The sequence below is a fragment of the Serratia sp. NFX21 genome, from assembly GCF_048517035.1.
Classification (GTDB): domain Bacteria; phylum Pseudomonadota; class Gammaproteobacteria; order Enterobacterales; family Enterobacteriaceae; genus Serratia; species Serratia quinivorans.
In genome coordinates, this window is the sequence record NZ_CP183196.1 from 3772552 (window position 1) to 3796444 (window position 23893).

The window sequence follows — 23893 nt, forward strand, 5'->3', positions numbered from 1 at the left end:
ATGCCCGTGTATCAGATTGATGGCCTGACGCCAGTGGTAGACCCCAGCAGCTATGTGCACCCGACGGCGGTATTGATTGGCGATGTGATCGTCGGCAAACAGGTGTATATAGGCCCCAATGCCAGCCTGCGCGGCGACTTTGGCCGCCTGGTAATCGGCGACGGGGCCAATATTCAGGACAACTGCGTGATGCACGGCTTTCCGCTGCAGGACACCGTGGTCGAACAGGACGGGCACATCGGCCACGGCGCAATATTGCACGGCTGTCGTATCCGCCGTAACGCCATGGTCGGCATGAATGCGGTGATTATGGACGGCGCGGAGATCGGTGAAAACACCATCGTCGGTGCCATGGCGTTCGTTAAGGCCGCCGCGGTGATTGAAGCCAACAAGCTGGTGGTCGGTAGTCCGGCACGGGTATTGCGTGACCTGACCGAACAGGAACTGGCGTGGAAAGTGGCCGGCACGCGCGAATATCATGATTTGGTGCTGCGCTGTAAATCTTCACTGCAAGAAGTCGCCCCACTGAGCGAAATCGAACCGGGCCGTCAGCGCTTAAGTTTTGGCGATCACCTGATCCCAAAAAATCAGCTTTAAGCATCACGACATACGCTATTTCGTTAAAAAGTGGTTTACAGTGAATCCCCTGTTTAACTCTTTTTATCTGGACCGGAATCGATGCCAAGAACGGCCAAAACGGTTGAAGTCCCCGCCATCGGCGAGCTTGATCGCCAGGCGGGGCAGCTTAGCCTGCAGCTTGCTCAGGCATTGCGTGCCGCCATCAACAGAGGCGAACTTAAACCTGGCGATCTGCTGCCCTCCACCCGCGTGCTGGCAGGCGCATTGCAGTTGGCCAGAGGCACGGTGCTGGCGGCCTTCGAACAGCTGACCGCCGAGGGTTTTCTCGAAGCGCAGCCCGGTTCGGGCACCCGCGTCGCCCTGTCACTTCACCGCCAGCCCCCGGCACCAGTCAGCCCGGCTGATATTTGTGACATCCCCCTTTCCAGCCAGGCGCAGGCATTGGCGCAGTTTGCCGGGCAGTTACGGCCGCTGCCACCGATCCCCTTCACCGTCTCGGTGCCCATCAATGATACCGCGCCCGATGACGTCTGGCGTCGTCTCGGCAACCGCATCCGTGCCCGTGGGCCAGGCGCCCCCGCCGGTTATGGTGACCCTTTGGGGGCACTGCCGTTGCGCAAGGCGGTCTGTGAATACGTCCGCAAATCCCGTTCGGTGCTCTGTACGCCGGAACAGGTGATTATCACTTCCGGCACCCAACAAGGGTTGTATCTGGCGACGCAAATTCTGTTGGACGCCGGAGACACCGCCTGGGTGGAAGATCCGGCCTATCACGGTATTACCGCCATCTTTAACCACCTGTTCCGCGACCGGCTGATGGCCAGAGTCCCGCTGGATGCCGAAGGAATAGACGTGGCAGCAGGCAGCCAAATCGCGCCGCAGGCCAAAGCCGTTTTTGTCACCCCCTCTCACCAATACCCGCTGTGCATGCCAATGAGCATGACGCGTCGGCTCGAGCTGCTGGCCTGGGCCAAAGAGAGCCGGGCCTGGATTGTCGAGGATGATTACGACAGTGAAATGCGCTATTCAGGCCATCCGTTTCCTTCATTGCAGGGGTTGGATCCGGCCCGGGTTATCTACCTTGGTACCTTCAGCAAGATCCTTTTTCCTTCATTGCGGCTGGGTTACGCCATCGTGCCCAGGCCACTGGTGGATGCCTTCTGCGGCGCGCGCGTGCTGATGGACCGCCACCCGCCCAGCGCCGATCAACACGTGCTGGCGGCCTTTATGGCGCAGGGGCATCTGGATCGTCATATCCGCCGCATGCGCGGCGTGTATGCGGAAAAACGGCGGGTATTAACCGAAGCCATCAATGCCCATGTTTCTGCCGAGCTGGCGACGCTGCACCCCAGCTGCCAGGGCATGCATCTGGTGTTGTGGTTGAAGGCGGGGCTGGACGACCAACGGGTCGCTCGCCGTGCTGCCGAGGCTGGAGTGGCAGTCAGCGCACTTTCGCCGATGTATGCCATCGGCAGCGGGAAAAGCGGCTTGATACTCGGACTGGGCGGCTACGATGAGTTGCAAATCCATCGCGCCGCCCAACGGCTGAATCAGGTGCTGGTGGCCCTGGCTAACACCGGCTAATCCCCTCTCCCCCGGGAGAGGGGCGCTCACATAGGCAATATCGTATGCCCGATTCAGCGCGAAAATCGCTTCGCGCCGTACACGCAAACCAATACCCCGGCCATGACCGCAATCATTGAAGGCTGGATGCTTTCATGCAGCACCCATGCGGCCAGCGCCAGACCAAAGAACGGCTGCAGCAGTTGCAACTGCCCCACGGCGGCAATGCCGCCCAGCGCCAAACCGCGATACCAGAAGATAAAACCAATCCACATGCTAAACAGCGAAATATAGCCCAGAGAAAACCACGCACCGACGCTGACCTGCGGCCAACTCGCTGGTGCGGCCCAAACGGCAACCCCTGCCGTCAGCGGCAAGGCCACCACCAGCGCCCAGGAGATCACCTGCCAGCCACCAAGCCTGCGCGTCAGTATCGCGCCCTCCGCGTAGCCCAGGCCGCAGAGCAGTACCGCAGCCACCATCAGCAGGTCACCGGCCCAGGAAGCGCCCGCCCCCTGGCTTAGCGCAAAGGCCCCCACCAACAGGCTACCCAACACCGAGAACAGCCAGAAAGCGGTTTTCGGGCGTTCTCCCCCGCGCAGTACGCCAAAACAGGCGGTCGCCAGCGGCAATAGCCCGATATACACCAGCGCATGCGCCGAGGTGGTGTGCTGCAAGGCCAATGCCGTCAGCAACGGGAAACCGATCACTACCCCGATCGCAACCATCACCAGCGGCACAAAGTCCTGACGCTGCGGCCAACGTTGACGCATGACCCCCAGCGCGCTCAGCGCCAATATGGCTGCCAGCACCGCCCGCAACGCGGTCAGGAAAAGGGGATCAAACTCTTGCACCGCCAGGCGGGTGGCGGGCAAAGAACCGCTAAAAATCAACATCCCAAGAAAGCCACTAACCCAGCCCTGGGCCGAATTATCGCTTCGGCCGACAATCTGAATTTTTTCTGTCTCACTGCTCATGGCAACACCACTCTACACCTGCGAAAGATCCCTTATTCTCCGGTTAAAGTGGTTTATTGCCAGAGCCAGATAACGACATTATCAGCAAACCACTTTACTCTAACTCCGGCGTTTCCATCGCGGTGGGCAGCGGCTGATGGCGGCTATAGAAGAAATAGATCGCCACCAGCAGCAGAGTGAACGGGATGCCAAACCACAGCGTCATCTTGAAAAACTCGGTGAACGCCGTCGAGATCAACAGTGCGGTCATCAAACCGGCACCGGCCAGCGTGGTGTAGGGGAAGCCCCACATGCGGAATTTCAGGTGAGTTTGGCGATGCTGGCGACGGAAAAACAGGTGAGTGACAAAAATCATCAGCCAGGTAAAGCAAGCGCCGTACACCGAAATAGACATCATCGCGGCAAAGGATTTCTCCGGATAAACCAGGCTCAGCACGATCGACACCACAATGCCAATGCACGACATCGCCAGCGCGTTCACCGGAATGCCGCGTTTGCTGACCCGGCCCAGCGCAGCCGGTGCCTGACCAGCACGCGACAGTGAGAACATCATACGGGTGGTGATATACAACTGGCTGTTCATCGCCGACAGCGCGGCCACCAGCACGATAAAGTTGAAGATACCGGCGGCGGCAGGCAGGTGGATCACGTTCATCGCCATCAGGAACGGGCTTTCACCGGTGCCGGACTGCCGCCAGGGAACGATCGCCAGCATCAGCGCAATCGACAGCATATAAAAAATAAACAGCCGCAAGATGGTACCCTTGAAGGCAGTTTTCACCGCAATCACCGGGTTTTTGGCTTCACCGGCGGCTACTGCGATCATCTCAATGCTCAGGTAGCTGAAAATCGACACGATCACCGCGAACCACATGCCCTTGACGCCAAACGGGAAGAAGCCGCCATTGGCGGTAAAGTTGTGAATACCGTAGGCCGGGTTAGCGGAAAACACCAAAATGCCGATGCCAATGGCGATAAAGGCCGCGATGGCCACCACCTTGATGGTCGACAGCGCATACTCCACCTGGCCGAAGGACTTGACGCCAATCACATTGATGACGATGACTGCCGCAGAAAACAGCAGTACCCAGGGCCAAATCGGCGTGGTCGGGAACCAGAACTGCATATACATACCGATGGCGGTAACCTCGGTGCCCACCGCCAACACTACGCAGGACCAGTAAGAATAACGCACCAGAAAACCGAACAGCGGACTGATGTAAAACTCGGCGTAGTCACCAAAAGAACCCGGCGTCGGGTGTTCAGAGGTCATTTCCGCCAGGCATCCCATCAGCAACAACGCCACCACGCCGCCGATAAAATAGCTCAACAGGACGCTGGGGCCGGCCATCTGAATGGCATAGGCACTACCAAGAAACAGCCCGGTGCCGATCGCCCCACCTATCGCCAGCATGGTCATCTGCCCGGCGGTGAGCTGTTTCTTCAACCCGCCCTGCCGCCGCGCAATTTCTTCAAAACCTTTCATCTGTTTCATGGCGGTCCTACCTTATTCACACAGTACGGGTGACATCCAGGATGGCGGCAGTCACGTAGTCGACATTGTTTTGATTCAGGCCGGGCAAACACATGCGGCCGGGCGCCACCAGATAGATGGCGTAATCTTGCCGTAACCGCTCGAGCTGCTGCGGGTTTAACCCGGTGTAACTGAACATGCCTTTCTGATCGCGAATGCGCCGGTAGTCCAACGGCGAACCGCCCTGCTCCAGCCCGTTAGCCAGGGTTTGACGCATCTGTTTGATACGTTGACGCATGCCGGCCAGTTCGCTTTCCCACTGCTGGCGCAAGTTGGCATCCGCCAACAGCGTTTCCACAATCTGGCTGCCGTGAGTCGGCGGGCAGGAATAGCTGCGGCGGATCAAGGTTTTCAACGCGCCCTTGACGTTGTTCGCACTCTCCGGACTGGCGCAGCGGACCGAAAGCCCCCCCAGCCGCTGGCCATACAGCGCGACGTTTTTCGAAAACGAATTGGCGACCAAAAATTCCAGGTCGGTTTTCAATGCCTCACGCAGCGCGAAACAATCCTCGTCCAGACCGTCGCCAAAGCCCTGATAGGCAATATCGAACAACGGCAGCAGGCGGCGACGCTGCACCACCTCAAGGGTGGCACGCCATTGCGCCGGGCTGAGATCGGTGCCGGTCGGGTTATGACAGCAAGGATGCAACAGCACCACGCTGCCTTCCGGCAGGCTGTCCAACGTATCGAGCATCGCGTCAAAACGCAGGCCGCCGCTGGCCTCATCGAAATACGGATAGGTATGTACCTTCAGCCCTGCGCCCTCGAAGATCGCCCAATGGTTGGCCCAGGTAGGATCTGACACCCAGATATCATGGCGGGACAGGTAGTGATGGATAAAATCCGCCGCCAGCTTCAGAGCGCCTGAACCGCCAACGGTTTGCACCGTGCTAATCGACGCTGATGCCGCTTCGCCGAACAACAAGGTCTGCACCTGCTGGGCAAACAGCGCCGAGCCTTCGATCGGCGGATATCCATGCGGGCGACGCTGTTCGAGCAACTGCAGCTCGGCGGCCTCAACCGCTTGCATCAGCGGGATCCGCCCTTGCTGATCGTAATAAAGACCAATACCCAGATTAACTTTCTGCGTATTTTCATCCCGTAAATAAGCTTCCATCAACGACATAATAGGATCGGCCGCCGAACGGCCAATGTGATTAAACATAGCGATTCCTTAATTCATTATTTAATGAATTTGCAGGTGGGATTGTAGTTATCTATTTTCAGGCGGTAGCAGTGACGGTTATTTCTATTTTCATTCCTGGCACCACCAGCTTGTCAACAATTACCGTTGAACGATTGGGGTAAGGATAATTAAAGTATTGCTTATAGATTTCATCGAGTAATTTAACGTCGTTCACATCGGTGAGATAAACAATAACCTGCAGAACATTATCGCTGTGGCTATCTGCCGCCTTTAACGTCCGGGCCAAATTATCAAAGGTCAGGGTAATTTGTTTTTCCGGCTCACCGGTTTCAATGCTGCCGTCGGGCCTGACCGGGCCATGGGCGGTGAACAGCATGCCGCCGCCTTTAGTCGCCCAGGAAAAGGGTTGGCCAATCTCCGGCAAGCCGGTGTCGATAATGGTACGCATGGTTTATTTCCCCGTAGTGGTTAACTGGCGGATCAACGCCCCATCCCTGGCGAACAGTGAATCCAGCACGTTGTAATGGTTGGCGCCGTCGACCGCAACCAGGCGGACGGGCAGCTGTTTTGCTTGCAGCGCAGCATAATAATGTCGCGACTGGCCAATCAGTTCCGCTAATTCGGCAGCGCCGTAAAACAGCGTCATCGGTTTAATGCGTTCGGGTATATTGCGCGCCGGGCTTAAGCGGGCAATTTGCTGCAGGGTCAACTGCAACTGCCGGTTAACGTAAGTGGTTAACAGGGGTTCCAGCTCGAAAATGCCGCTGATCGGTAACACCGCGTCGACCATAGGATGATGCTGCCAGAAACTGGCCAGATGCCCCCCGGCGGAATGGCCGCACAGGTAAACCGGCGCGAGTTTATTTGGCGCCAAGCGTTGTTGAATCGCGTTCAGCGCCACACCGGTTTGCCGACAAATATCGTCAAGCGAGGCCTGTGGTGCCAGCGTATATTCCAGTAGCACCACGTCAAAACCCAACGCCAATGGCACTGTGGCAATAAAGGCAAAGTCGTCCCTGGAACAAAATTGCCAATATCCTCCGTGAATAAATATTAATGTTCCCTGATGCGGTTTGTCAGAATATAACCAGTCGAAAACTTCCCGGGGTGAATCCCCATAGGCAATATTACGTTCGCTGCGGACTTGCTGATAAACCGCCTGACTGCGAGTTTGGAATGAGGTCAGAATTTCATCCTCATTGTCCACCGTCGAACCGTTATCGTAACTGCCCGCTAAAAGTTTCATATATTAAACTTCGTTTATTATTTAAGATATGCGTTAACTATTAGCACCGGGAATAATATTGTCAAGAAGTGAACAGCAGCAATGCGTGCAGGGTAATATAAATCTTTTCCGCGGCTCAATAAGTTTAGCCAGTGAAACTTATTGAGCCTGAATCGCTATTTTAACGGCGGCTGAATTTGCGCCAATTGGCTTAATTCCTGCCAGGCATAATCCCAGAAGGTCCGCACCTTTAGCGGCATGCGTTGGCTATTTTGCGCCACCAGCTGCACCGGCATCGGCAAGGGTTCAAACGCCGGCAGCAGGCGCACCAGCGTCCCCGCTGCCAGATCGTCTGCCACCTGATACGACAGCAACCGGGCGATACCCTTGCCGGCTCGCGCCGCCAGCAACTGGGTTTCGACTTCGTTGAGCAGCAAGCGCGGCGTCAGCCTTACCCTGTCACCGTTTTCCTGTGGGCCAAACCGCCATTCGCGCAGCGACGCCCGCTGAGTGCCGACGATGGTGTCATGATCGACCAACTGCGCCGGTTCCAATGGCTCGCCGCGTAGCGCCAGATAGGCCGGACTGGCGACCGTCACCCGGGATACCTGCCCCAACCGACGCGCCACGCGGGAAGAGTCCTGCAAATGGCCGATGCGCACCGCCACGTCCAGCCCCTCGTCGATCAAATCCAGGTTGCGATCGTTGAGCACCATTTCAATTTGCATCTGCGGATAAAGATCGAGAAACGCCATGACTACCGGTGCCACGTGCTTGCGCCCGAACTGCACCGGCGAGGTAATGCGCAGCAGGCCGCTGAGCTGGGTATCCGCCGTATCCAGTACCGCCGCCTGGTATTCATGCAGCAGTAAATGCGCGCGCTCCGCCAGCCGCAGCCCGGCTTCGGTCGGGGCCAGCCGCCGTGTAGTGCGTTCAACCAACCGGGCGCCAAAACGCTGCTCCAGCGAGGCGATGGCCCGGGTCACTGCCGGGGCGGAACGTCGCAGTTTGCGACCGGCGGCGGCCAGGCTACCGTGCTGGATCACCGCTACAAAAATCGCCAGTTCGTCCAACCGATCCATAGACTATTCCATAAATTGAAATTATTAATTTCCAGATTGCCGGATTTCGCTCACCGACTGCAAGAGTATGCTGATTAAAATCCTTCAGGAGTGTGATTATGCAAAAGCTAAAACTGTACGGTACCCCGCTTTCCGGCCACGTCCACCGCGTGGAACTGCTGCTGCGGATGCTCGAACTGCCGTATGAATTTATCGAAGCCCCCGCGGCGGTGCGTCAAAGCGAAGCCTTTCTGCGCCTGAACCCTTTCGGCCAGATCCCGGTGTTGCTCGATGGCGATTTGGCGCTGGCCGACAGCAACGCCATTCTGGTGTATCTGGCCAAACGCTATGCGCCGGACAGCCACTGGTTGCCAGAGGCGCCAGCAGTGGCCGCACAGGTGCAGGAATGGTTGTCCAAAGCCGCCGGGGAAGTCCGCTATGGGCCGGCTTCCGCTCGTTTGAGCGCCCAGTTTGGGGTGCCAGAAGATTATCAGGCCGCGCAGGCCGTCAGCGCGCGCTTCCTGCCACAGGTGGAGCAGCATCTGACCCAACGTCAATTCCTGGCGACGGAACAGGCCACCATTGGCGATCTGGCCTGCTACAGCTATGTGGCCGTAGCGCCGGAAGGTGGTATTTCGCTGGCCCCTTACCCGGCAATTCAACGCTGGGTAACGCGCATTGCCGCATTGCCCGGCTTCTTCGCCATGCCGTCGCTGCCGTACCCCGTCGAGAGGTAAATCCGATGATCCCGCAGATGTTCCACCCCGATGAACTACGTGCCCAGACCCTGGCCGGATTTGACCAGGTGGGCGGCGGTATTTTCCCCAACATGCCCGACCAGCACCGCAAGTTTTTCGAGGCACTGCCTTACCTGTTTGTCGCCACGCTGGACGAGCAGGGTTGGCCGGTGGCTACGCTGTTTAGTGGCCCACCCGGTTTTTTACGCACGCCGGACAGCACCCACCTGCGCATCAGTACCCCACGCCGCAGCGACGATCCGGCGCAGGCGGCACTGCAATCCGGCCAGCCGATAGGTGCCCTGGGGCTGGATTTTAGCAACCGACGCCGTAACCGCGTCAACGGTGTGATCGGACGCACCGACAAAAACCGCCTTGAGATCGAAGTCAGGCAAAGCTTCGGCAATTGTCCGCAGTATATTCAGCGGCGCGAGCTGTATCCGGCCCCTGCCAACCCCGCGCCAATTGAATATCTCACTCGGCTTGACACGGCGGCACAGGCGTTGATTCGCAACGCGGATACCTGTTTCGTGGCCAGTGCTGCCCATACCACGCTGGCGCAAGGTGGCGTGGATATTTCGCACCGGGGCGGAAAACCGGGGTTTATCTATCTGGAGGGAAGCACTCTGTGGATACCGGATTTTCGTGGCAATCGCTATATGAATACCCTGGGTAATCTGTTGGCGCAGCCGCGAGCGGCGTTGCTGTTTATCGATTTTGAACGCGGGGATGTTTTACATTTGCAGGGGGAAACGCAGATCCTCTGGCAAGCAGAGATGGGCCAAGGGGTGGCTGGTGCAGAACGCTACTGGCGTTTCGATATACAGAGTGCTTGGCGTTTTTCGCAGGCGCTACCGTGGCGCGGCCGCAATCTTGAGTTCTCCCCGGCAACGCTGAACACCGGGGTATGGTCAGTATAAATCTGCACAGTTATGCGGATGAACATCCCCTCTCCCAAAAGAGAGGGGATGTAAGAAGTTTATACGCTGTGTTCCACGCTCGAAGTCTGATAAAGCTGGCGGAAATAGCTCAGGCGTTCAAAGAACAATCGGCTTTGCGACTCCGACATATTGCCGGCCACTTTGCCGGCGTCCACCTCTCGCCCCTGCCACTCCATCAATGCAATACTGGAAGCCAAAAAGTCCATTTCTCCGCCGCCATAAAGATGTCTGTCCACTGATTTCATCATTTGCACACTCCTTTTAATCACATCGAAAAGGGTCATATGCCTGCTGATTTCAGTATCGTCCCGCAGCCGGATGTTTTTTGTACAGAAGGTGCGCTTGACGGTAAATTGATTTGTTGCCACGGATCGGGCAAATAGCGGCGGAAAAGTTTGCTAGGGTAAAGGGGTGCCGTTTGGGATAGGTCACCCTGTGTTGAATTCTGAAAAAGGAAGAAAACCGATGAGCAATCACTTCTCTGCCACCCTCAAAGATCCTGCGCTGTTCCGCGAGGCCAACTATATCGATGGGCAATGGCTGCCGATCAAAGGCGACCAGAGCATCAAGATCCACAATCCTGCTACCGGCGAACGGGTCGGTCAGGTGCCGGCGTTCGGCGCCAGGGAAACCGCATTGGCGATCGCTGCCGCGAAAAAGGCCCAGCCGGCCTGGCGCGCACTGACCGCCAAAGAACGTGCCGGCAAACTGCGCCGCCTGTTCGAGTTGATGATGGAGAATCAGAACGATTTGGCGCTGATCATGACCGCAGAACAGGGCAAGCCGCTGGCTGAAAGCCGGGGTGAGATTGCCTACGCGGCGTCCTTTATCGAATGGTTTGCCGAAGAAGGCAAACGCGTCTACGGCGACACCATTCCGCAGCCCCAGGCAGGGCGCCGCATTATCGTGCAGAAAGAGCCGATTGGGGTCTTCGCGGCCATTACGCCGTGGAATTTCCCGGCGGCGATGATCACCCGTAAAGCAGGCCCCGGCTGGGCTGCGGGCTGTACCGGGGTGATCCGCCCCGCCAGCCAAACTCCCTTCTCTGCACTGGCCATCGCCGTGCTGGCCGAGCGTGCGGGCTTACCGGCCGGCGTCTGCAACGTTATCACCGGCCCGAGCCAGGCCATAGGGGCGGAATTGACCGCCAACCCGGACGTACGCAAGCTCTCCTTCACCGGCAGCACCGAGGTCGGTGCGCAACTGCTGGCACAGTGTGCCCCGACCATCAAAAAGACCAGTATGGAGCTGGGCGGCAACGCGCCGTTTATCGTGTTTGACGATGCCGATCTGGACGCCGCTGTGACAGGCGCAGTCGCTTCCAAATACCGCAATGCCGGCCAGACCTGCGTGTGTACCAACCGTTTTCTGGTTCAGGACGGCATCTACGACGCTTTCGCCGAAAAACTGAAGGCGGCGGTAGAAAAGCTTAAGGTCGGCAACGGCCTGGACGACGGAGTGACTATCGGCCCGTTAATTAACCCGGCCGCCGTGGAAAAGGTCAACGAGCATATCGCCGACGCGGTGCAGTTGGGTGCCAGGGTTCTGCTGGGAGGCAAACCCCATGCGCTGGGCAATAATTTCTTTACGCCGACCATTCTGACCGAGGTGCCACGACAGGCCAAAATCTTCCATGAAGAGACCTTTGGCCCGGTAGCACCGCTGATCCGTTTCAATAGCGAAGCCGAAGCCATTGAGCTGGCCAATGACACGCCGTTTGGCCTGGCCTCGTACTTCTACAGCCGGGATATTGGCCGGGTCATGCGCGTCGCCGAGGCGCTGGAATACGGCATCGTCGGCATTAATGAAGGGCTGATTTCCACCGAAGTCGCCCCCTTCGGCGGGGTTAAAAACTCCGGGCTGGGCCGTGAGGGGTCAAAATACGGTATCGAGGATTATCTTGAGATTAAGTACCTGTGCCTCGGCGGGCTGGGGAGCTAATCACCCGATGTCTTTATACGGCCCGCACGGCGCGGGCCAATGATTTTAATGAGGTCAACAATGGAATTCTCCGCCGCTATCCCCATTCTTCGCATCTTCTCGGTTGAAAAGGCCAGGGAATTTTATCTGGATTTTCTCGGTTTCACGCTCGATTGGGAGCACCGTTTCAGTGAAGACCTGCCGCTGTATATGCAGATCACCCGCTCCGGCCTGACGCTTCACCTCAGCGAACACCACGGTGACAGCACGCCGGGTTCCGCCCTATTCATTCCCACCCAGGATATCGACGCACTGCACGCCGAGCTTTCGGCCAGGCAGTATCGCTATGCCAGGCCGGGGGTTGAAACTGTCGACTGGGGAAAAGAGCTGAACATCGCCGATCCCTTCGGCAATCGGCTGCGGTTTTGCCAGCAGATCGGCAATGCGTGACGATCCAATTCGCTAACAACCCAGCCATTATTTTTGGTACTGCGCGTCGCTGACCTGCTCCAGCCAATCCACCGGGCTGCCGTTTAATGATTCGGCGATGGCAATGTGGGTCATGGCCGTCTCCGGCGTCGCGCCGTGCCAGTGTTTGACGTCTTCCGGGATCCAGACGATATCGCCCTGGTTCATTTCCTGGATCTCCTCGCCCCACACCTGGATCCAACCGCGCCCCTGGGTGACGATCAACGTCTGGCCGAGCGGATGGGTGTGCCAGGCTGTGCGCGCACCTGGCTCAAAGGTCACGGTAGCACCGCCTACGCGGGCCGGCTCACTGCCGGCAAACGGCGCATCGATCCGCACCTTACCGGTAAAATAGTCTTCTGGACCCGGACGGGAGGGTTGGGAACCGCTGCGTTGAATTTTCACTGTTTTCTCCGTTTCGGCCAAAGTAGCCGACGCTAATAGGGACAGAATAATTGTAGAGGCTGTGAGTCATTTAAGCTGCCAGACAAAAGATAACGTCGCTCCGGCATCAGGACTAGATGGCAAAATGCGCAAGGAGCTATGAGCTGAATTCATTAATTGTCGGTGGTCATCGCAAACGGCTAGAATATCGTCATTAATTCTGCCCATACGGCGAGGCCGGGATGTTAAAAGAAAACTTTAACGATTTAATTTCGTTTCTGATGGTCGCCCGCGAGCGTAGCTTCACCAAAGCGGCGGCGAAACTTGGCGTTTCCCAATCGGCCTTGAGTCATGCCATCAGGGGGCTGGAAGAACGGCTAGAACTGCGTTTATTGACCCGAACCACCCGCAGCGTGGCTCCTACCGAAGCCGGTGAAAGGCTGCTCAACAGCATCGGTCCGCGTTTTGCCGAGATTGAAAGTGAACTGGATGCCCTGAGTGAAATGCGGGCACGTCCGGCGGGCAACATCCGCATCACCGCCGGCGAACATGCCGTCGACTCGGTGCTGTGGCCGGTGTTGAAGACATTTCTGGCGGACTACCCGGATATCAATGTCGAGATCACCTTGGATAACACCCTGACCGATATCGTCAGTGGCCGTTTTGATGCCGGAATTCGTCTGGGTGAACAGGTCGCCAAGGATATGGTTGCGGTGCGTATCGCAGCGGATATGCGCCTGATCCCCATCGCCTCCCCCGCTTATTTTGAACAATACGGTACGCCAACCACCCCACAGGAACTGCAAAACCATCGTTGCATCAACATGCGCTTACCCACCATGGGCGGTCTCTACGCCTGGGAATTTGAAAAAGACGGGCGCGAAATTAAGGTACGGGTCGACGGCCAGCTAACCTTTAACAGTCTGCGCCAACGCATTGACGCGGCGAGGCTCGGCTTCGGCATCGCCTTTGTCCCGCAAGACAGCGTCACCGATGAGCTGGCCGACGGCCGTTTGGTCCAGGTGCTCGACGAATGGTGCCCACGGTTCCCCGGCTATTACCTGTATTATCCCAGCCGCAGGCAGCACACCACCGCCTTTGCGCTGTTTGTCGAGGCACTGCGCTACCCACGGCAAGCCTGAAAATCTAATTTCCATTCATAAAGCCAACAAAAAATCGCCGAAACAGCACAAGGTATGCAACGAAAGAGTAACAATTAGAGTAACCTAGCCGCGCTTCAGGCGGAGTGGTCGCCAGCCTCTCAATGAAGGGGTAAAACGCTACGCCCGATGCAGTGTTTTTTTACTTTCGTCCCCAATGACAGAGTTTTTCAATAAGCCAAAACCAGCCTCACCATTTTAACTGCCACTGCCTTTTAGCCTTGGCGCTGGAGAGGGTTTGCCGAACGCACGGGATGGATTTTTAGGGAGAAACCGCGTGTTTTTTTGGATATGGCTTAATCTCTAAATCGGGGACTTTTCATTTTGGTAAGGATAATACTATGCAAAATAAAGCATCATTGTCGCCGCTCATCATCATCACGGCATTATTTGCCGCGCTGAGCGGACTCTATCTGCTGGGAGGCGGCATCTGGCTGGCCAAGCTCGGCGGTTCGCTGTATTACATCATCGCCGGCCTGGTGTTGCTGGTTACCGCCTGGCTGTTGGCTCGCCGCCGCGCCACTGCCCTGCTGCTGTATGCCGTATTTTTACTCGGCACCACAATTTGGGCGTTGTGGGAGGTAGGCCCGGACTTCTGGGCGTTGACGCCACGTCTGGACGTCACCTTCTTCTTCGGCCTGTGGCTGGTATTGCCGTTTATCTATCACAAGCTGATTGCCAGCGGCAAGTTGGCCTACAGCGCACTGAGTATCGCGCTGGTGTTTACTGTCGCAGTACTGGCCTACGCGGTGTTTAACGATCCGCAAGAGATCAACGGCACCCTTGAACCGGCCCAGGTGAAGGTTGCCCCTCAGGCCTCAGACGCCGATTGGCCGGCCTATGGCCGTACTCAGGAAGGTACGCGTTATTCCCCACTGAGCCAGATCAACGACAAGAACGTCGGTCAGCTCAAGGAAGCCTGGACCTTCCAGACCGGCGACCTGAAAACCGCCAACGATCCGGGGGAAATCACCAACGAAGTGACCCCGATTAAAATCCGCGACACGCTCTATCTGTGTACCCCACACCAGAAACTGTTCGCGCTGGACGCGGCCACCGGCAAGCAAAAGTGGCAGTTTGATCCTCAGTTGAAGTTCAACCCAACCTTCCAGCACATCACCTGCCGTGGCGTCTCTTATCATGAGACCCCTGCCGCCGCAGGCAACGCCACCGACGCCTCTCCGGCACAGTGCGCACGCCGCATTATCCTGCCGGTGAATGATGGCCGCCTGTTTGCTTTGGATGCCGAGACCGGCAAGCCTTGCGCCGACTTCGCCAATAACGGTGAACTCAATCTGCAAAGCAATATGCCGTATGCCACTCCGGGCCATTATGAGCCAACTTCACCACCGGTGATCACCGATAAGGTGATTGTCATTGCCGGTGCGGTGACCGATAACTACTCCAATCGCGAACCTTCGGGCGTGATCCGCGGTTTTGACGTCAACAGTGGCAAACTGCTGTGGGCGTTTGATCCGGGTGCAGATGATCCCAACGCCATCCCGGCGGATGAACATCACTTCACGCCGAACTCGCCAAACTCCTGGGCGCCTTCAGCCTACGATGCCAAGTTGGATATCGTTTACCTGCCAATGGGGGTGACCACTCCGGATATCTGGGGCGGCGATCGCACGCCGAACATGGAGCGTTATGCCAGCGGCTTGCTGGCATTGAACGCTTCTACCGGCAAGCTGGTGTGGTTCTATCAAACGGTGCACCACGACCTGTGGGATATGGACGTACCGGCCCAGCCAACGCTGGCGGATATCACCGACAAGAGCGGCAACAAGGTGCCGGTGATTTATGTGCCGACCAAGACCGGTAACATTTTCGTTCTTAACCGTACCAACGGTGAGCTGGTGGTTCCTGCACCGGAAAAACCGGTTCCGCAGGGCCCGGCCAAGGGTGACCGCCTGTCACCGACTCAGCCTTTCTCTGAGCTGACTTTCCGCCCTGAGAAGAAACTGACCGGCGCGGATATGTGGGGCGCCACCATTTATGACCAACTGGTTTGCCGGGTGATGTTCCATAGCCTGCGTTATGAAGGCACCTTCACCCCGCCTTCCGAACAGGGCACGTTGGTGTTCCCAGGTAACCTTGGCATGTTCGAATGGGGTGGCCTGTCTGTCGATACTGACCGTCAGGTGGCCATCGCCAACCCTATCGCGCTGCCGTTTGTGTCAAAACTGATCCCACGCGGCCCAGGTAACCCAATCGAGCCGCCGGTCGGCGATAAAGGCGGCAGCGGTACCGAAGCCGGCGTCCAGCCGCAGTACGGTGTGCCGTTCGGCGTGACCCTGAACCCGTTCCTGTCGCCACTTGGCCTGCCGTGCAAACAGCCTGCCTGGGGTTACATTTCCGCGGTAGACCTGAAAACCAACGATATCGTGTGGAAAAAACGCATTGGTACCGTGCGCGACAGCTCTCCGCTGCCGTTACCGTTCAAAATGGGGATGCCGATGTTGGGCGGACCGGTCTCAACCGCCGGGAATGTGTTCTTCATTGGCGCAACGGCGGACAACTACCTGCGTGCCTTCAGCGTGACCAACGGTGAAAAACTGTGGGAAGCACGCTTACCGGCCGGTGGCCAGGCGACGCCAATGACCTATGAGGTCAACGGCAAGCAGTACGTGGTGATTTCCGCCGGCGGCCATGGCTCGTTCGGCACCAAGCTGGGCGACTATATCGTTGCTTACGCACTGCCAGATGAGAAATAATCGTCGAGGATAGACCTATCACAGAGCACGCCGCCTGGCGTGCTCTGTCACCGTAAATACCCCGCAAAAACTTTTCACGCCAGACCGCCCTTTCCCACAATAAATTTCACATTATATGTTGATAATGATTATCATTCGCAATACTATGACTGCGTTGGCCCCGGCAGTGGCCGACAATCATCTCGATATGACAGGCAGTGAACTGACGGCCGCCTCCGGGCGGCCCTCTTTGGAGACCTATGATTCAACACCGCAGCAGACAAAAAATCGTTTTCGCCCCACCCAGCCCTACCGGTACGGGGGATCTTGCATGAGCCAACAACCTTTGACCGCCATGCTGATGCTGGTTTATCTGCTGCTGATGGTGCCGGCGCTGTTTGCGATCGACAACCGCCTGAGCGCTACCCGCTGGGGCCAGGGCCGCCTGCTGCGCAAAACGCTGCAAACCGGGTTTATCATCGCCCTGACATTGTTGTTCTTTAGCCTCATGACATTACTGTATTGATTAATTTGCCGCCACCGGCAGCACAGCCTCCTGTTTTACCACCGCGACCTTGCCGCTCAGGGCAAAGGCCGAGATCAGGGTAAACAGCAAGGCAATGCAGCCGAGGATCAGATACGAGGTTTTAAAGCCGTAGTTGACGTACATCAGGCCCGCCGCATAGGACATGCCGATAGCCGATAGCTGCTTGAAGAAGCAGAAACCCCACAGGTAAATCGATGCGGAAAGATTCACGTTAAACTGGGTGGTAATGTATTTGAAAATGCCCACCAGCAGGAACGGCACCTCAAACATATGCAGGGTTTTGAGGAAAATCACCGCAGTCACCGAGTCAGCCTGAGACGAACCGATAATCCGCACCGACATAATCACCCCGGCAATCAGCAGCGCGTTCTTGCCGCCAATGCGGTTGATGATCAATGGCGCAAAGAACATGATAAAAGCGTTAAGGAACTCGCCCAGCGTGGTGACATAGCCAAACGCCTGAGTCCCGGCATGTCGATCGCTGAAAAACGAAGTGAAGAAGTTGGCGAACTGCTGATCGAACACGTCGTACACGCAGGCCACCCCGACGATATACATCACCAGGCACCAAAACTTGCGCATTTTCAGCAGGCTCAACGCCGCTTTCAACTTGACCGGTTTATGGTTCAGCGCCAAGCCGTCCGCCACCGCCAGCGTGTTGTTTTGCTCAGGTTTGAACATATAAAGCAGGCCGGCCAACACCAGTGCAAAGCTCGACGCCAGCCAAAACGCAAACTGGTTGTTGATGGTAAACATATAGCCAACGATAGACGCGCAAATCGCCCAGCCGATACAGCCAAACAGCCGGGCACGACCATACTCAAACTGGCTGCGGCGGCTCACCTTCTCGATATAGGCTTCAATTGCGGGCGAGCCTCCGCTGCACACCAACCCCAGGTAAATCCCGCACAATAGCGCCCCGAGCACAAAGTTGGTTTGCAGCAGCGGCGAGAAGACATAAATAAACAGCGGTGCCAGAAACAGCAGCAGGAAAATGATCATCCACAGCAGGTGTTTCTTCAGGCCAAATTTGTCGGTGACAAAACCAAAAATAGGTTGGAACACCAGCGCAAACAGCGCCATACAGGCGAATACCAGACCAGTTTGTTGCTGGTCGAGTTGGTTGACGTCATGCAACCAGATCGGGAAGAACGGCAGCACCGCCCCCATGATAAAGAAATAGAAAAAACAGAAGGCACCGAAGATCCAAAAGTTCTTGTTCTTTAAATAAAACATGGCTCACCATCCCATTTATGACGGCGCAGGAAGCCCCGCGCCTTGTGCGTTTTGAGGAGGTAATACAGTTAGTTTGGCGATCAGTGGTAGGCAGGAAGCCAGTTACCGTGTGCCTCAATCAGTTCATCGCAGAGTTTACGGATATCATCAATCGAAAGCTCGGCTGAAGTATGCGGATCCAGCAGTGCCGCGTGGTAAATCGCTTCCCGTTTATGGGTTACCGCGGCTTCGATAGTCAGCAGTTGGGTATTGATATTGGTGCGGTTGAGCGCCGCCAGTTGCTCCGGTAAATGACCGACGTAACAGGGCGAGATGCCCTGCCCATCCACCAGGCAAGGCACTTCAACACAGGCCTCGGCAGGCAGGTTGGTAATTAAACCGCTGTTGAGCACATTGCCACCAATCTTGTACGGGCGATCGGTTTCCATCGCTTCAATAATGTAAGACGCATACTCATGAGTGCGGGTATGAGTCAGGTTGGCGTCATTAGTCAGCGCCAGCTTGCGTTGCTGCCATTGTTCAATCTGCTCAATACAGCGGCGCGGATACTCATCCAGCGGAATGTTAAAGCGCTCAATCAATTCAGGATAGTTACGCTTGATCCAATAAGGCATGTACTCGGCGTTATGTTCCGAAGACTCGGTGACGTAATAGCCAAAGGTTTTCATGATTTCATGGCGCACCATATCATCATGTTTGCCCTGCAGCGCATTGGCGCGACGCTTGATTTCCGGGTACAGATCCTCGCCATGGCGACGAACGTCCAGCAACCAGGCCATATGGTTAATGCCTGCGATGTGGAACTGGACATCATCGGTAGGCATATCCACGCTTTTCAGCAGCGTCTCTGCACAGACCTGCACACTGTGACACAACCCCACCGTTTTCACTTCGGTATGGCGCAGCATGGCGCCGGTTAAGGCCGCCATCGGGTTGGTGTAATTCAGCAGCCAGGCATCCGGACATACCGCTTCAATATCCCGGGCGAAGTCAAACATCACCGGAATGGTGCGCAGCGCACGGAAGATGCCACCTATCCCCAGGGTATCGGCAATGGTTTGCTGCAGGCCATACTTTTTAGCAATGGTGAAATCGGTGATAGTGCAAGGATCGTAACCGCCAACCTGGATGGCGTTAACCACATAATTAGCATTTTTCAACGCCGAACGACGATTTTCCACCCCGAGGTAGGGAGTGATCTTCGCCCTGCCGGCGTTAATATTGCGATTGATATTGCTGAGCATGGCGAAAGATTCATTGAGACGGGCGCTATCAATGTCGTACAGCGCGATATCCACCTCTTTCAATGCCGGCGTTGCCATGATATCGCCGAGTACGTTCTTGGCGAAGATGGTGCTGCCTGCGCCCATAAAAGTTACTTTAATCATCCTATTTCTCCGCTGCACTGGTTTTCGATAGGCTGAAATTACCCTGCAATCCCTAAGCCGGATATGGATGAATGTGACCTCATTATGGCGAAAAACGACGCAGCGCAAAAACTGTGAGCCAGGTCTGGATTTGGCGTTTACCCACCTAACGCATGGCCGCTACACTGTTAGCGTGGACAAGAAAACCAGGACATCGCCTGATGCATAAGAGTTTCACCCTAAACCGCACCGACAATATTGAGCTGAATCTGTACCAATATGGTGAGGAGAACTGCGACAAAGGGCACAGCTTCGGCCCGGCGGTGCGGCAGCACTATCTATTTCATTATGTGATAAGCGGAACCGGCGTACTGCACAGCGAATACGGTGCATTTCCAGTCGTTGCTGGTGAAGGTTTTTTGATCCATCCGCACGACGTAACCACCTATCGCGCCGATAAAAAAGATCCCTGGCATTACATGTGGCTGGAGGTCGACGGACTGGTGGCCGGCAAGATTTTCGAAGAGTGCCGCCTGAGCCGCCAGTTCCCGATTTATCGCCCCCGCAAGACTGACGAGACTCCCCAGGCCCTGAGCTATCTGCGGCAGCTCGTTAGCCATGATGATGAACATCGATTGAAGACCCTCGGCCTGAGCTATCTGTTTTTTTCTGCGTTGATCGACAATGCGCTACAGGGCAGCAACGAACACCCCAGCGACAAGACGCAACATCTGCACAAAGCGGTCAAACTGATTGAAAACCGTTACCACGAACACCTGACCATTGAACGCCTGGCCGCCTACTGCAATATCAACCGCAGTTACCTGTGCCGATTGTTCAAGGGAGCTTACGGTATCGGGCCAAAGGAGTACTTGCTTAACTTTCGCATGACGCTCGCCACCAGCCTGCTGCGCAACAGCCGGACGGCGATAAAAGTGGTGGGGATCTCGGTCGGCTATGAAAACCAACTGCATTTTTCTAAAGCCTTCAAACAGGTCCACGGCGTATCACCGGCCCAATGGCGGCAGGAAAATCAACCGGACAACGCCCCGCCTTGCCACAAAGGTTAAGCCATCACATCGCTGACCCCTTCACCCCGCTCGCCATCGCACTCAGAGACCGATGTTCAGAGAAGAAACTTTTCTCTTCACCTTGCGAAGTATTCAATAAGTTAATTAATTAAATATCACCATCTCGCATTATTGTGATGAATATCACTAATTTTATCGAGATATCAGCAATAATGCTTAAGTATTTTTTTAGTGCTGTTACCTAAACGTTTATCGACTCATTTATCCACTTGCCGTTACGCCCAATATTTGGCGTTGCATCAAAACGACACAGATGCAGCCTCAATTATGACGGGTTTAAATCATAGAGGAACAACTTCAATGTTATTAAAGAAAACCCTTTTGGTATTAGCCTCATGTTCATTATTTTCCACCGCCGCATTGGCTCAGGAGCAAGTTTCCACTACCAAAGAGCAGGCTTCGGCACAGCTTAGACACGGTTCTGTCGCTACCCCTATTTCACGCCAATATCAATGTTTTAAAGAAGGCGGATTTTATTGGCCGGCGGACGGTTCAGGTATAAAAGAGAGTGATTGCAGGGCGGCATATCAATACATTTACAATAAATATCTTAACAAGCCCGGCTTTGTTTCACCGAAAAAAGAAGGCAATAAAAATAGCAGCAAGCAAGAAGTTAACCTGATTGAACAGTCTAACTACCAATTCAGGCAATGGAATGAAGTCTCCAAAAACGTCGCCGATTACAACAACCCCGCCGCCGTTAAGGCCGCGATACCCGATGGGCAGCTCTGCTCTGCGGGGAACGTGGGTACCGAATGGGATGACAGAGACAAAGTCTGGAATGACAAGTCAGGGTTGGACGTTAAAGCCCCTTGGCGCACTAGCGATATCCAGAAAAATGCAAATGGTAAAATCGATATTGTTTATGATGCAACGGCAACGCATGATCCAAGCTTCTTTGAAGTTTATATTTCCAAAGCCGATTACGATGCTGAAAAAGCCGAATTAAAATGGAGCGATCTTGAGCTGTTAGGCAAAGTTGAAAACGTGACTCCGGTGAACCAGCAATATAAATTCGCCGTCGATGCGAAAAACTATACCGGCAAACATGTACTCTACGTTCGTTGGCAGCGCATAGACCCGGTTGGCGAAGGTTTTTATAGCTGCAGTGACGTCAATATCAAAGGCTGAATATTCATCGCTTGATGCCCGGTTCCTTGGCTGAACCGGGCCTTTCGCATCAGATATCGGATGGTTGTTTTTCCGCCACATCAGGCTGTTTTAGCCGCGGATATTTCCACAGCCAACGTCCGCTGACCATACGCCAATAAAACAACGCACCGCGCACCGCCCAATCCATAAACATCCCTAACCAAACGCCGACCACGCCCATCCCCAGCACAATGCCCAGCGTATAGCCGGCTACCACGCGACAACCCCACATGCCCAGCATCGACACCCACATGGCGAAACGAGCGTCGCGCGCGCCTTTCAAACCGGCGGGCAGCACCCAGGAAGCGGCCCAGATGGGCATAAAGGCGGCGTTGAGCCAGAGCAGCACCTTCACCACCTCCTTCACGTCATCTTGTTGCGTATAAAACGAGGCGAACACTCCCGCCAGCGGCGCCGTGCCCCAGGCGATCACCGTCAGTCCAATCGTCGCCAGCCAGAAGATGTGCCGCAACTGCCGTTCCGCCTGGGCTATCTGCCCTTTACCCAGACGTTTCCCGACAATAATGGTCGATGCAGACCCCAGGGCGTTGCCCGGCAGGTTGATCAATGAAGCGACAGAGAAAGCGATAAAATTACCGGCGATAACGTTGGTACCCATACCGGCGACGAACATTTGGGTCAGCAACTTACCGCCGTTGAACAACACCGACTCAATGCTGGCGGGGATGCCAATCCCCAACACTTCCCACAAGATGGCCAGCTTCAATGGGCTAAAGTAACTTTTCAGCGTGATATGCAACGCCGGGTTAAAGCCGATCATCAGCACGTAGATAATCGCTATCGCGCCGATATAGCGGGAAATGGTCAGCCCCAATCCGGCACCGACAAAGCCCAACCCATGCCAACCCAACATGCCATAAATCAGGATGCTGCTGATGATGATATTCAGGATATTCATGCCGCCGTTGATCAGCAGCGGGATCTTGGTGTTCCCGGCTCCGCGCAACGCACCGCTGCCAATCAGCGCAATGGCCGCCGCCGGATAGCTCCAGACCGTTGTTTGCAGATAAGAAAGCGCCAATGCTTTCACCTGCGGCGTGGCGGCACCGGCGATCACATCAATAATCTGCTCGCCCGCCAAATGGATGCCCACCGCCAGCACCAGGGCCACCAGCGTCATCAACACCAGCGACTGGCGTGCCGCCGAGCGTGCTCTTTTGCGATCGCGCTTGCCCAGGCTGAAGGCCACCACCACCGTGGTGCCCAGATCCACGGCGGCAAAGAAGGAGATAATCACCATGTTGAAGCTGTCCGCCAGCCCGACCCCGGCCATCGCCTCTTTACCGATCCAGCTCACCAGAAAAGTGCTCAGCACTCCCATCAGCAGAACGCAGGCGTTCTCCATAAAGATCGGCACCGCCAGCGGCGTGATCTCACGCCAAAACAGGACGCGATAACTTTTGCGTTTTGGGTACCAGGGGGTATTTTCTACTCGCTGACGCAAGGCGGTATATGGCTTCAAGATCGGCTCATGGGATAAAAGTGAAACAACATTTCAAATAATGAGCGACAGATGCTTATCCTGCAAAGAATATTTTAAACGGAGATGGGGATTGTGGGGTGACGGGCGCCGCATGCCGCGCCCGTGCTTGCGGGGACTACTCCATGTAGTCTTCCTGATCGGACTTGGCTGCGGCAACAAAGTTTGCAGTACGATTGTTCAGCGCGGCACATTTGTCCGTCAGCAACTGACGATCCTCCAGTATGGCCAGATAACGAGCCTGAGCCAGTGCCGGCAACTGCTGATAACCCGCTGCCTGGGTGTCCCAGCCCCGATGTTCCGCCACTCGCATCGCGGTACGTTGCAATTTAACGTCATCCGGGATGTCCGAACGGTGACAGTTTTGTCGCAGGAAGTGACTACCAGCCAGCATGGTGGAAAGCTTTTCCAACTGCACTTGCAGTGGTGGCGGCGGCTGATGTGCCTTTTGCTGGCAGCCCACGAGGAATAACAAGGCCGCAGCGCCCAAAACTGAAGTGCGTAACACAGTCAACATAGTGATTACCCATAAAAAAGTGATGGTTGAAATCAGCTTAGGCGAGCCGTGAAATATTGCAAAGTGGCCGGCGGCCTGCTTCCCCGAGGA

23 protein-coding genes are annotated in these 23893 nt (G+C 55.8%); 11 read left to right on the forward strand and 12 right to left on the reverse strand.

All coding sequences use genetic code 11. The features are described 5' to 3' along the window. Both paaY and ACNT1W_RS17725 read left to right on the forward strand, forming a co-directional pair. Positions 1-597: a phenylacetic acid degradation protein PaaY gene (gene paaY / locus ACNT1W_RS17720; RefSeq protein WP_419245936.1), complete on the forward strand. Its 597-nt coding sequence runs from the start codon at positions 1-3 to the stop codon at positions 595-597. An 81-nt stretch (positions 598-678) separates the two neighbouring features. Next, positions 679-2163 (forward strand): PLP-dependent aminotransferase family protein, encoded by a 1485-nt coding sequence (locus ACNT1W_RS17725; RefSeq protein WP_261278145.1) that lies wholly within the window; start codon positions 679-681, stop codon positions 2161-2163. A 53-nt stretch (positions 2164-2216) separates the two neighbouring features. Here ACNT1W_RS17725 and ACNT1W_RS17730 read toward each other — a convergent pair whose 3' ends face one another. The 6 genes from ACNT1W_RS17730 to ACNT1W_RS17755 all read right to left on the reverse strand — a co-directional run bounded on the left by ACNT1W_RS17730 (position 2217) and on the right by ACNT1W_RS17755 (position 8107). Beyond that, positions 2217-3119 carry a DMT family transporter gene (locus ACNT1W_RS17730; protein ID WP_419245937.1) on the reverse strand — a complete coding sequence of 301 codons (903 nt, stop codon included), beginning with the start codon at positions 3117-3119 and terminating at the stop codon, positions 2217-2219. 94 nt (positions 3120-3213) lie between these two features. Next, positions 3214-4614 (reverse strand): amino acid permease, encoded by a 1401-nt coding sequence (locus ACNT1W_RS17735; RefSeq protein ID WP_012145807.1) that lies wholly within the window; start codon positions 4612-4614, stop codon positions 3214-3216. A 16-nt stretch (positions 4615-4630) separates the two neighbouring features. Beyond that, complete coding sequence (locus ACNT1W_RS17740) at positions 4631-5818, reverse strand: amino acid aminotransferase (RefSeq protein WP_419245938.1); 1188 nt, start codon at positions 5816-5818, stop codon at positions 4631-4633. Between the two features lie 58 nt (positions 5819-5876). Next, positions 5877-6248: a RidA family protein gene (locus ACNT1W_RS17745; protein WP_115184349.1), complete on the reverse strand. Its 372-nt coding sequence runs from the start codon at positions 6246-6248 to the stop codon at positions 5877-5879. A gap of 3 nt (positions 6249-6251) precedes the next feature. Then, a complete protein-coding gene (locus ACNT1W_RS17750; protein WP_419245939.1) occupies positions 6252-7046 on the reverse strand; it encodes an alpha/beta hydrolase in 795 nt (264 codons plus the stop codon). A gap of 155 nt (positions 7047-7201) precedes the next feature. Beyond that, entirely contained in the window at positions 7202-8107 is a 906-nt protein-coding gene (locus ACNT1W_RS17755; protein WP_012145811.1) for a LysR family transcriptional regulator, read from the reverse strand. A 98-nt stretch (positions 8108-8205) separates the two neighbouring features. On the opposite strand from ACNT1W_RS17755, the gene ACNT1W_RS17760 reads away from it, so the two are divergent. Further along, a complete protein-coding gene (locus ACNT1W_RS17760) occupies positions 8206-8823 on the forward strand; it encodes a glutathione S-transferase (protein WP_419245940.1) in 618 nt (205 codons plus the stop codon). 5 nt (positions 8824-8828) lie between these two features. Next, positions 8829-9743 (forward strand): pyridoxamine 5'-phosphate oxidase family protein, encoded by a 915-nt coding sequence (locus tag ACNT1W_RS17765; RefSeq protein ID WP_261097988.1) that lies wholly within the window; start codon positions 8829-8831, stop codon positions 9741-9743. A gap of 59 nt (positions 9744-9802) precedes the next feature. On the opposite strand, the gene ACNT1W_RS17770 is transcribed toward ACNT1W_RS17765, so the two are convergent. Further along, on the reverse strand, positions 9803-10012 hold the full coding sequence (locus ACNT1W_RS17770; RefSeq protein ID WP_017893325.1) for a glycogen synthase: 210 nt from the start codon (positions 10010-10012) through the stop codon (positions 9803-9805). Positions 10013-10229: 217 nt separating this feature from the next. Between ACNT1W_RS17770 and gabD the strand changes: the two genes are divergently transcribed. Beyond that, positions 10230-11705 carry an NADP-dependent succinate-semialdehyde dehydrogenase gene (gene gabD / locus ACNT1W_RS17775; RefSeq protein ID WP_419245941.1) on the forward strand — a complete coding sequence of 492 codons (1476 nt, stop codon included), beginning with the start codon at positions 10230-10232 and terminating at the stop codon, positions 11703-11705. Between the two features lie 60 nt (positions 11706-11765). Next, positions 11766-12134, forward strand: a complete 369-nt coding sequence (locus ACNT1W_RS17780) for a glyoxalase superfamily protein (protein ID WP_115184343.1) — start codon at positions 11766-11768, stop codon at positions 12132-12134. A gap of 27 nt (positions 12135-12161) precedes the next feature. Here the strand turns inward: ACNT1W_RS17780 and ACNT1W_RS17785 are convergent, their stop codons facing one another. Next, positions 12162-12557: a cupin domain-containing protein gene (locus ACNT1W_RS17785; protein ID WP_017893329.1), complete on the reverse strand. Its 396-nt coding sequence runs from the start codon at positions 12555-12557 to the stop codon at positions 12162-12164. Positions 12558-12778: 221 nt separating this feature from the next. Here ACNT1W_RS17785 and ACNT1W_RS17790 point away from each other — a divergent pair, with 221 nt between their 5' ends. From ACNT1W_RS17790 to ACNT1W_RS17800, 3 genes are all read left to right on the forward strand, one after another. Further along, positions 12779-13678 (forward strand): LysR substrate-binding domain-containing protein, encoded by a 900-nt coding sequence (locus ACNT1W_RS17790; RefSeq protein ID WP_012145819.1) that lies wholly within the window; start codon positions 12779-12781, stop codon positions 13676-13678. Between the two features lie 359 nt (positions 13679-14037). Beyond that, positions 14038-16413 (forward strand): glucose/quinate/shikimate family membrane-bound PQQ-dependent dehydrogenase, encoded by a 2376-nt coding sequence (locus tag ACNT1W_RS17795; RefSeq protein ID WP_012145820.1) that lies wholly within the window; start codon positions 14038-14040, stop codon positions 16411-16413. Between the two features lie 310 nt (positions 16414-16723). Continuing rightward, positions 16724-16918 carry a hypothetical protein gene (locus ACNT1W_RS17800; protein ID WP_041418982.1) on the forward strand — a complete coding sequence of 65 codons (195 nt, stop codon included), beginning with the start codon at positions 16724-16726 and terminating at the stop codon, positions 16916-16918. Here ACNT1W_RS17800 and ACNT1W_RS17805 read toward each other — a convergent pair whose 3' ends face one another. Continuing rightward, positions 16919-18175 carry an MFS transporter gene (locus ACNT1W_RS17805; RefSeq protein WP_012145822.1) on the reverse strand — a complete coding sequence of 419 codons (1257 nt, stop codon included), beginning with the start codon at positions 18173-18175 and terminating at the stop codon, positions 16919-16921. Positions 18176-18255: 80 nt separating this feature from the next. Next, positions 18256-19563: an alpha-glucosidase/alpha-galactosidase gene (locus ACNT1W_RS17810; protein WP_261097984.1), complete on the reverse strand. Its 1308-nt coding sequence runs from the start codon at positions 19561-19563 to the stop codon at positions 18256-18258. 200 nt (positions 19564-19763) lie between these two features. Here ACNT1W_RS17810 and ACNT1W_RS17815 point away from each other — a divergent pair, with 200 nt between their 5' ends. After that, complete coding sequence (locus ACNT1W_RS17815; RefSeq protein ID WP_419245942.1) at positions 19764-20612, forward strand: AraC family transcriptional regulator; 849 nt, start codon at positions 19764-19766, stop codon at positions 20610-20612. Positions 20613-20933: 321 nt separating this feature from the next. After that, a complete protein-coding gene (locus tag ACNT1W_RS17820; protein WP_017893335.1) occupies positions 20934-21764 on the forward strand; it encodes a lytic polysaccharide monooxygenase in 831 nt (276 codons plus the stop codon). Between the two features lie 49 nt (positions 21765-21813). On the opposite strand, the gene ACNT1W_RS17825 is transcribed toward ACNT1W_RS17820, so the two are convergent. Continuing rightward, positions 21814-23268, reverse strand: a complete 1455-nt coding sequence (locus ACNT1W_RS17825; RefSeq protein ID WP_419245943.1) for an EmmdR/YeeO family multidrug/toxin efflux MATE transporter — start codon at positions 23266-23268, stop codon at positions 21814-21816. 136 nt (positions 23269-23404) lie between these two features. Further along, positions 23405-23803: a type II secretion system pilot lipoprotein GspS gene (gspS, locus tag ACNT1W_RS17830; RefSeq protein WP_012145827.1), complete on the reverse strand. Its 399-nt coding sequence runs from the start codon at positions 23801-23803 to the stop codon at positions 23405-23407. Positions 23804-23893 lie beyond the last annotated feature (90 nt).

Excerpts from the sequence above, each read along its gene's own strand:
- paaY (WP_419245936.1), top strand. The coding sequence starts at position 1 with ATGCCCGTGTATCAGATTGATGGCCTGACGCCAGTGGTAGACCCCAGC.
- ACNT1W_RS17725 (WP_261278145.1), top strand. The coding sequence starts at position 679 with ATGCCAAGAACGGCCAAAACGGTTGAAGTCCCCGCCATCGGCGAGCTT.
- ACNT1W_RS17730 (WP_419245937.1), bottom strand. The coding sequence starts at position 3,119 with ATGAGCAGTGAGACAGAAAAAATTCAGATTGTCGGCCGAAGCGATAAT.
- ACNT1W_RS17735 (WP_012145807.1), bottom strand. The coding sequence starts at position 4,614 with ATGAAACAGATGAAAGGTTTTGAAGAAATTGCGCGGCGGCAGGGCGGG.
- ACNT1W_RS17740 (WP_419245938.1), bottom strand. The coding sequence starts at position 5,818 with ATGTTTAATCACATTGGCCGTTCGGCGGCCGATCCTATTATGTCGTTG.
- ACNT1W_RS17745 (WP_115184349.1), bottom strand. The coding sequence starts at position 6,248 with ATGCGTACCATTATCGACACCGGCTTGCCGGAGATTGGCCAACCCTTT.
- ACNT1W_RS17750 (WP_419245939.1), bottom strand. The coding sequence starts at position 7,046 with ATGAAACTTTTAGCGGGCAGTTACGATAACGGTTCGACGGTGGACAAT.
- ACNT1W_RS17755 (WP_012145811.1), bottom strand. The coding sequence starts at position 8,107 with ATGGATCGGTTGGACGAACTGGCGATTTTTGTAGCGGTGATCCAGCAC.
- ACNT1W_RS17760 (WP_419245940.1), top strand. The coding sequence starts at position 8,206 with ATGCAAAAGCTAAAACTGTACGGTACCCCGCTTTCCGGCCACGTCCAC.
- ACNT1W_RS17765 (WP_261097988.1), top strand. The coding sequence starts at position 8,829 with ATGATCCCGCAGATGTTCCACCCCGATGAACTACGTGCCCAGACCCTG.
- ACNT1W_RS17770 (WP_017893325.1), bottom strand. The coding sequence starts at position 10,012 with ATGATGAAATCAGTGGACAGACATCTTTATGGCGGCGGAGAAATGGAC.
- gabD (WP_419245941.1), top strand. The coding sequence starts at position 10,230 with ATGAGCAATCACTTCTCTGCCACCCTCAAAGATCCTGCGCTGTTCCGC.
- ACNT1W_RS17780 (WP_115184343.1), top strand. The coding sequence starts at position 11,766 with ATGGAATTCTCCGCCGCTATCCCCATTCTTCGCATCTTCTCGGTTGAA.
- ACNT1W_RS17790 (WP_012145819.1), top strand. The coding sequence starts at position 12,779 with ATGTTAAAAGAAAACTTTAACGATTTAATTTCGTTTCTGATGGTCGCC.
- ACNT1W_RS17795 (WP_012145820.1), top strand. The coding sequence starts at position 14,038 with ATGCAAAATAAAGCATCATTGTCGCCGCTCATCATCATCACGGCATTA.
- ACNT1W_RS17800 (WP_041418982.1), top strand. The coding sequence starts at position 16,724 with ATGAGCCAACAACCTTTGACCGCCATGCTGATGCTGGTTTATCTGCTG.
- ACNT1W_RS17805 (WP_012145822.1), bottom strand. The coding sequence starts at position 18,175 with ATGTTTTATTTAAAGAACAAGAACTTTTGGATCTTCGGTGCCTTCTGT.
- ACNT1W_RS17810 (WP_261097984.1), bottom strand. The coding sequence starts at position 19,563 with ATGATTAAAGTAACTTTTATGGGCGCAGGCAGCACCATCTTCGCCAAG.
- ACNT1W_RS17815 (WP_419245942.1), top strand. The coding sequence starts at position 19,764 with ATGCATAAGAGTTTCACCCTAAACCGCACCGACAATATTGAGCTGAAT.
- ACNT1W_RS17820 (WP_017893335.1), top strand. The coding sequence starts at position 20,934 with ATGTTATTAAAGAAAACCCTTTTGGTATTAGCCTCATGTTCATTATTT.
- gspS (WP_012145827.1), bottom strand. The coding sequence starts at position 23,803 with ATGTTGACTGTGTTACGCACTTCAGTTTTGGGCGCTGCGGCCTTGTTA.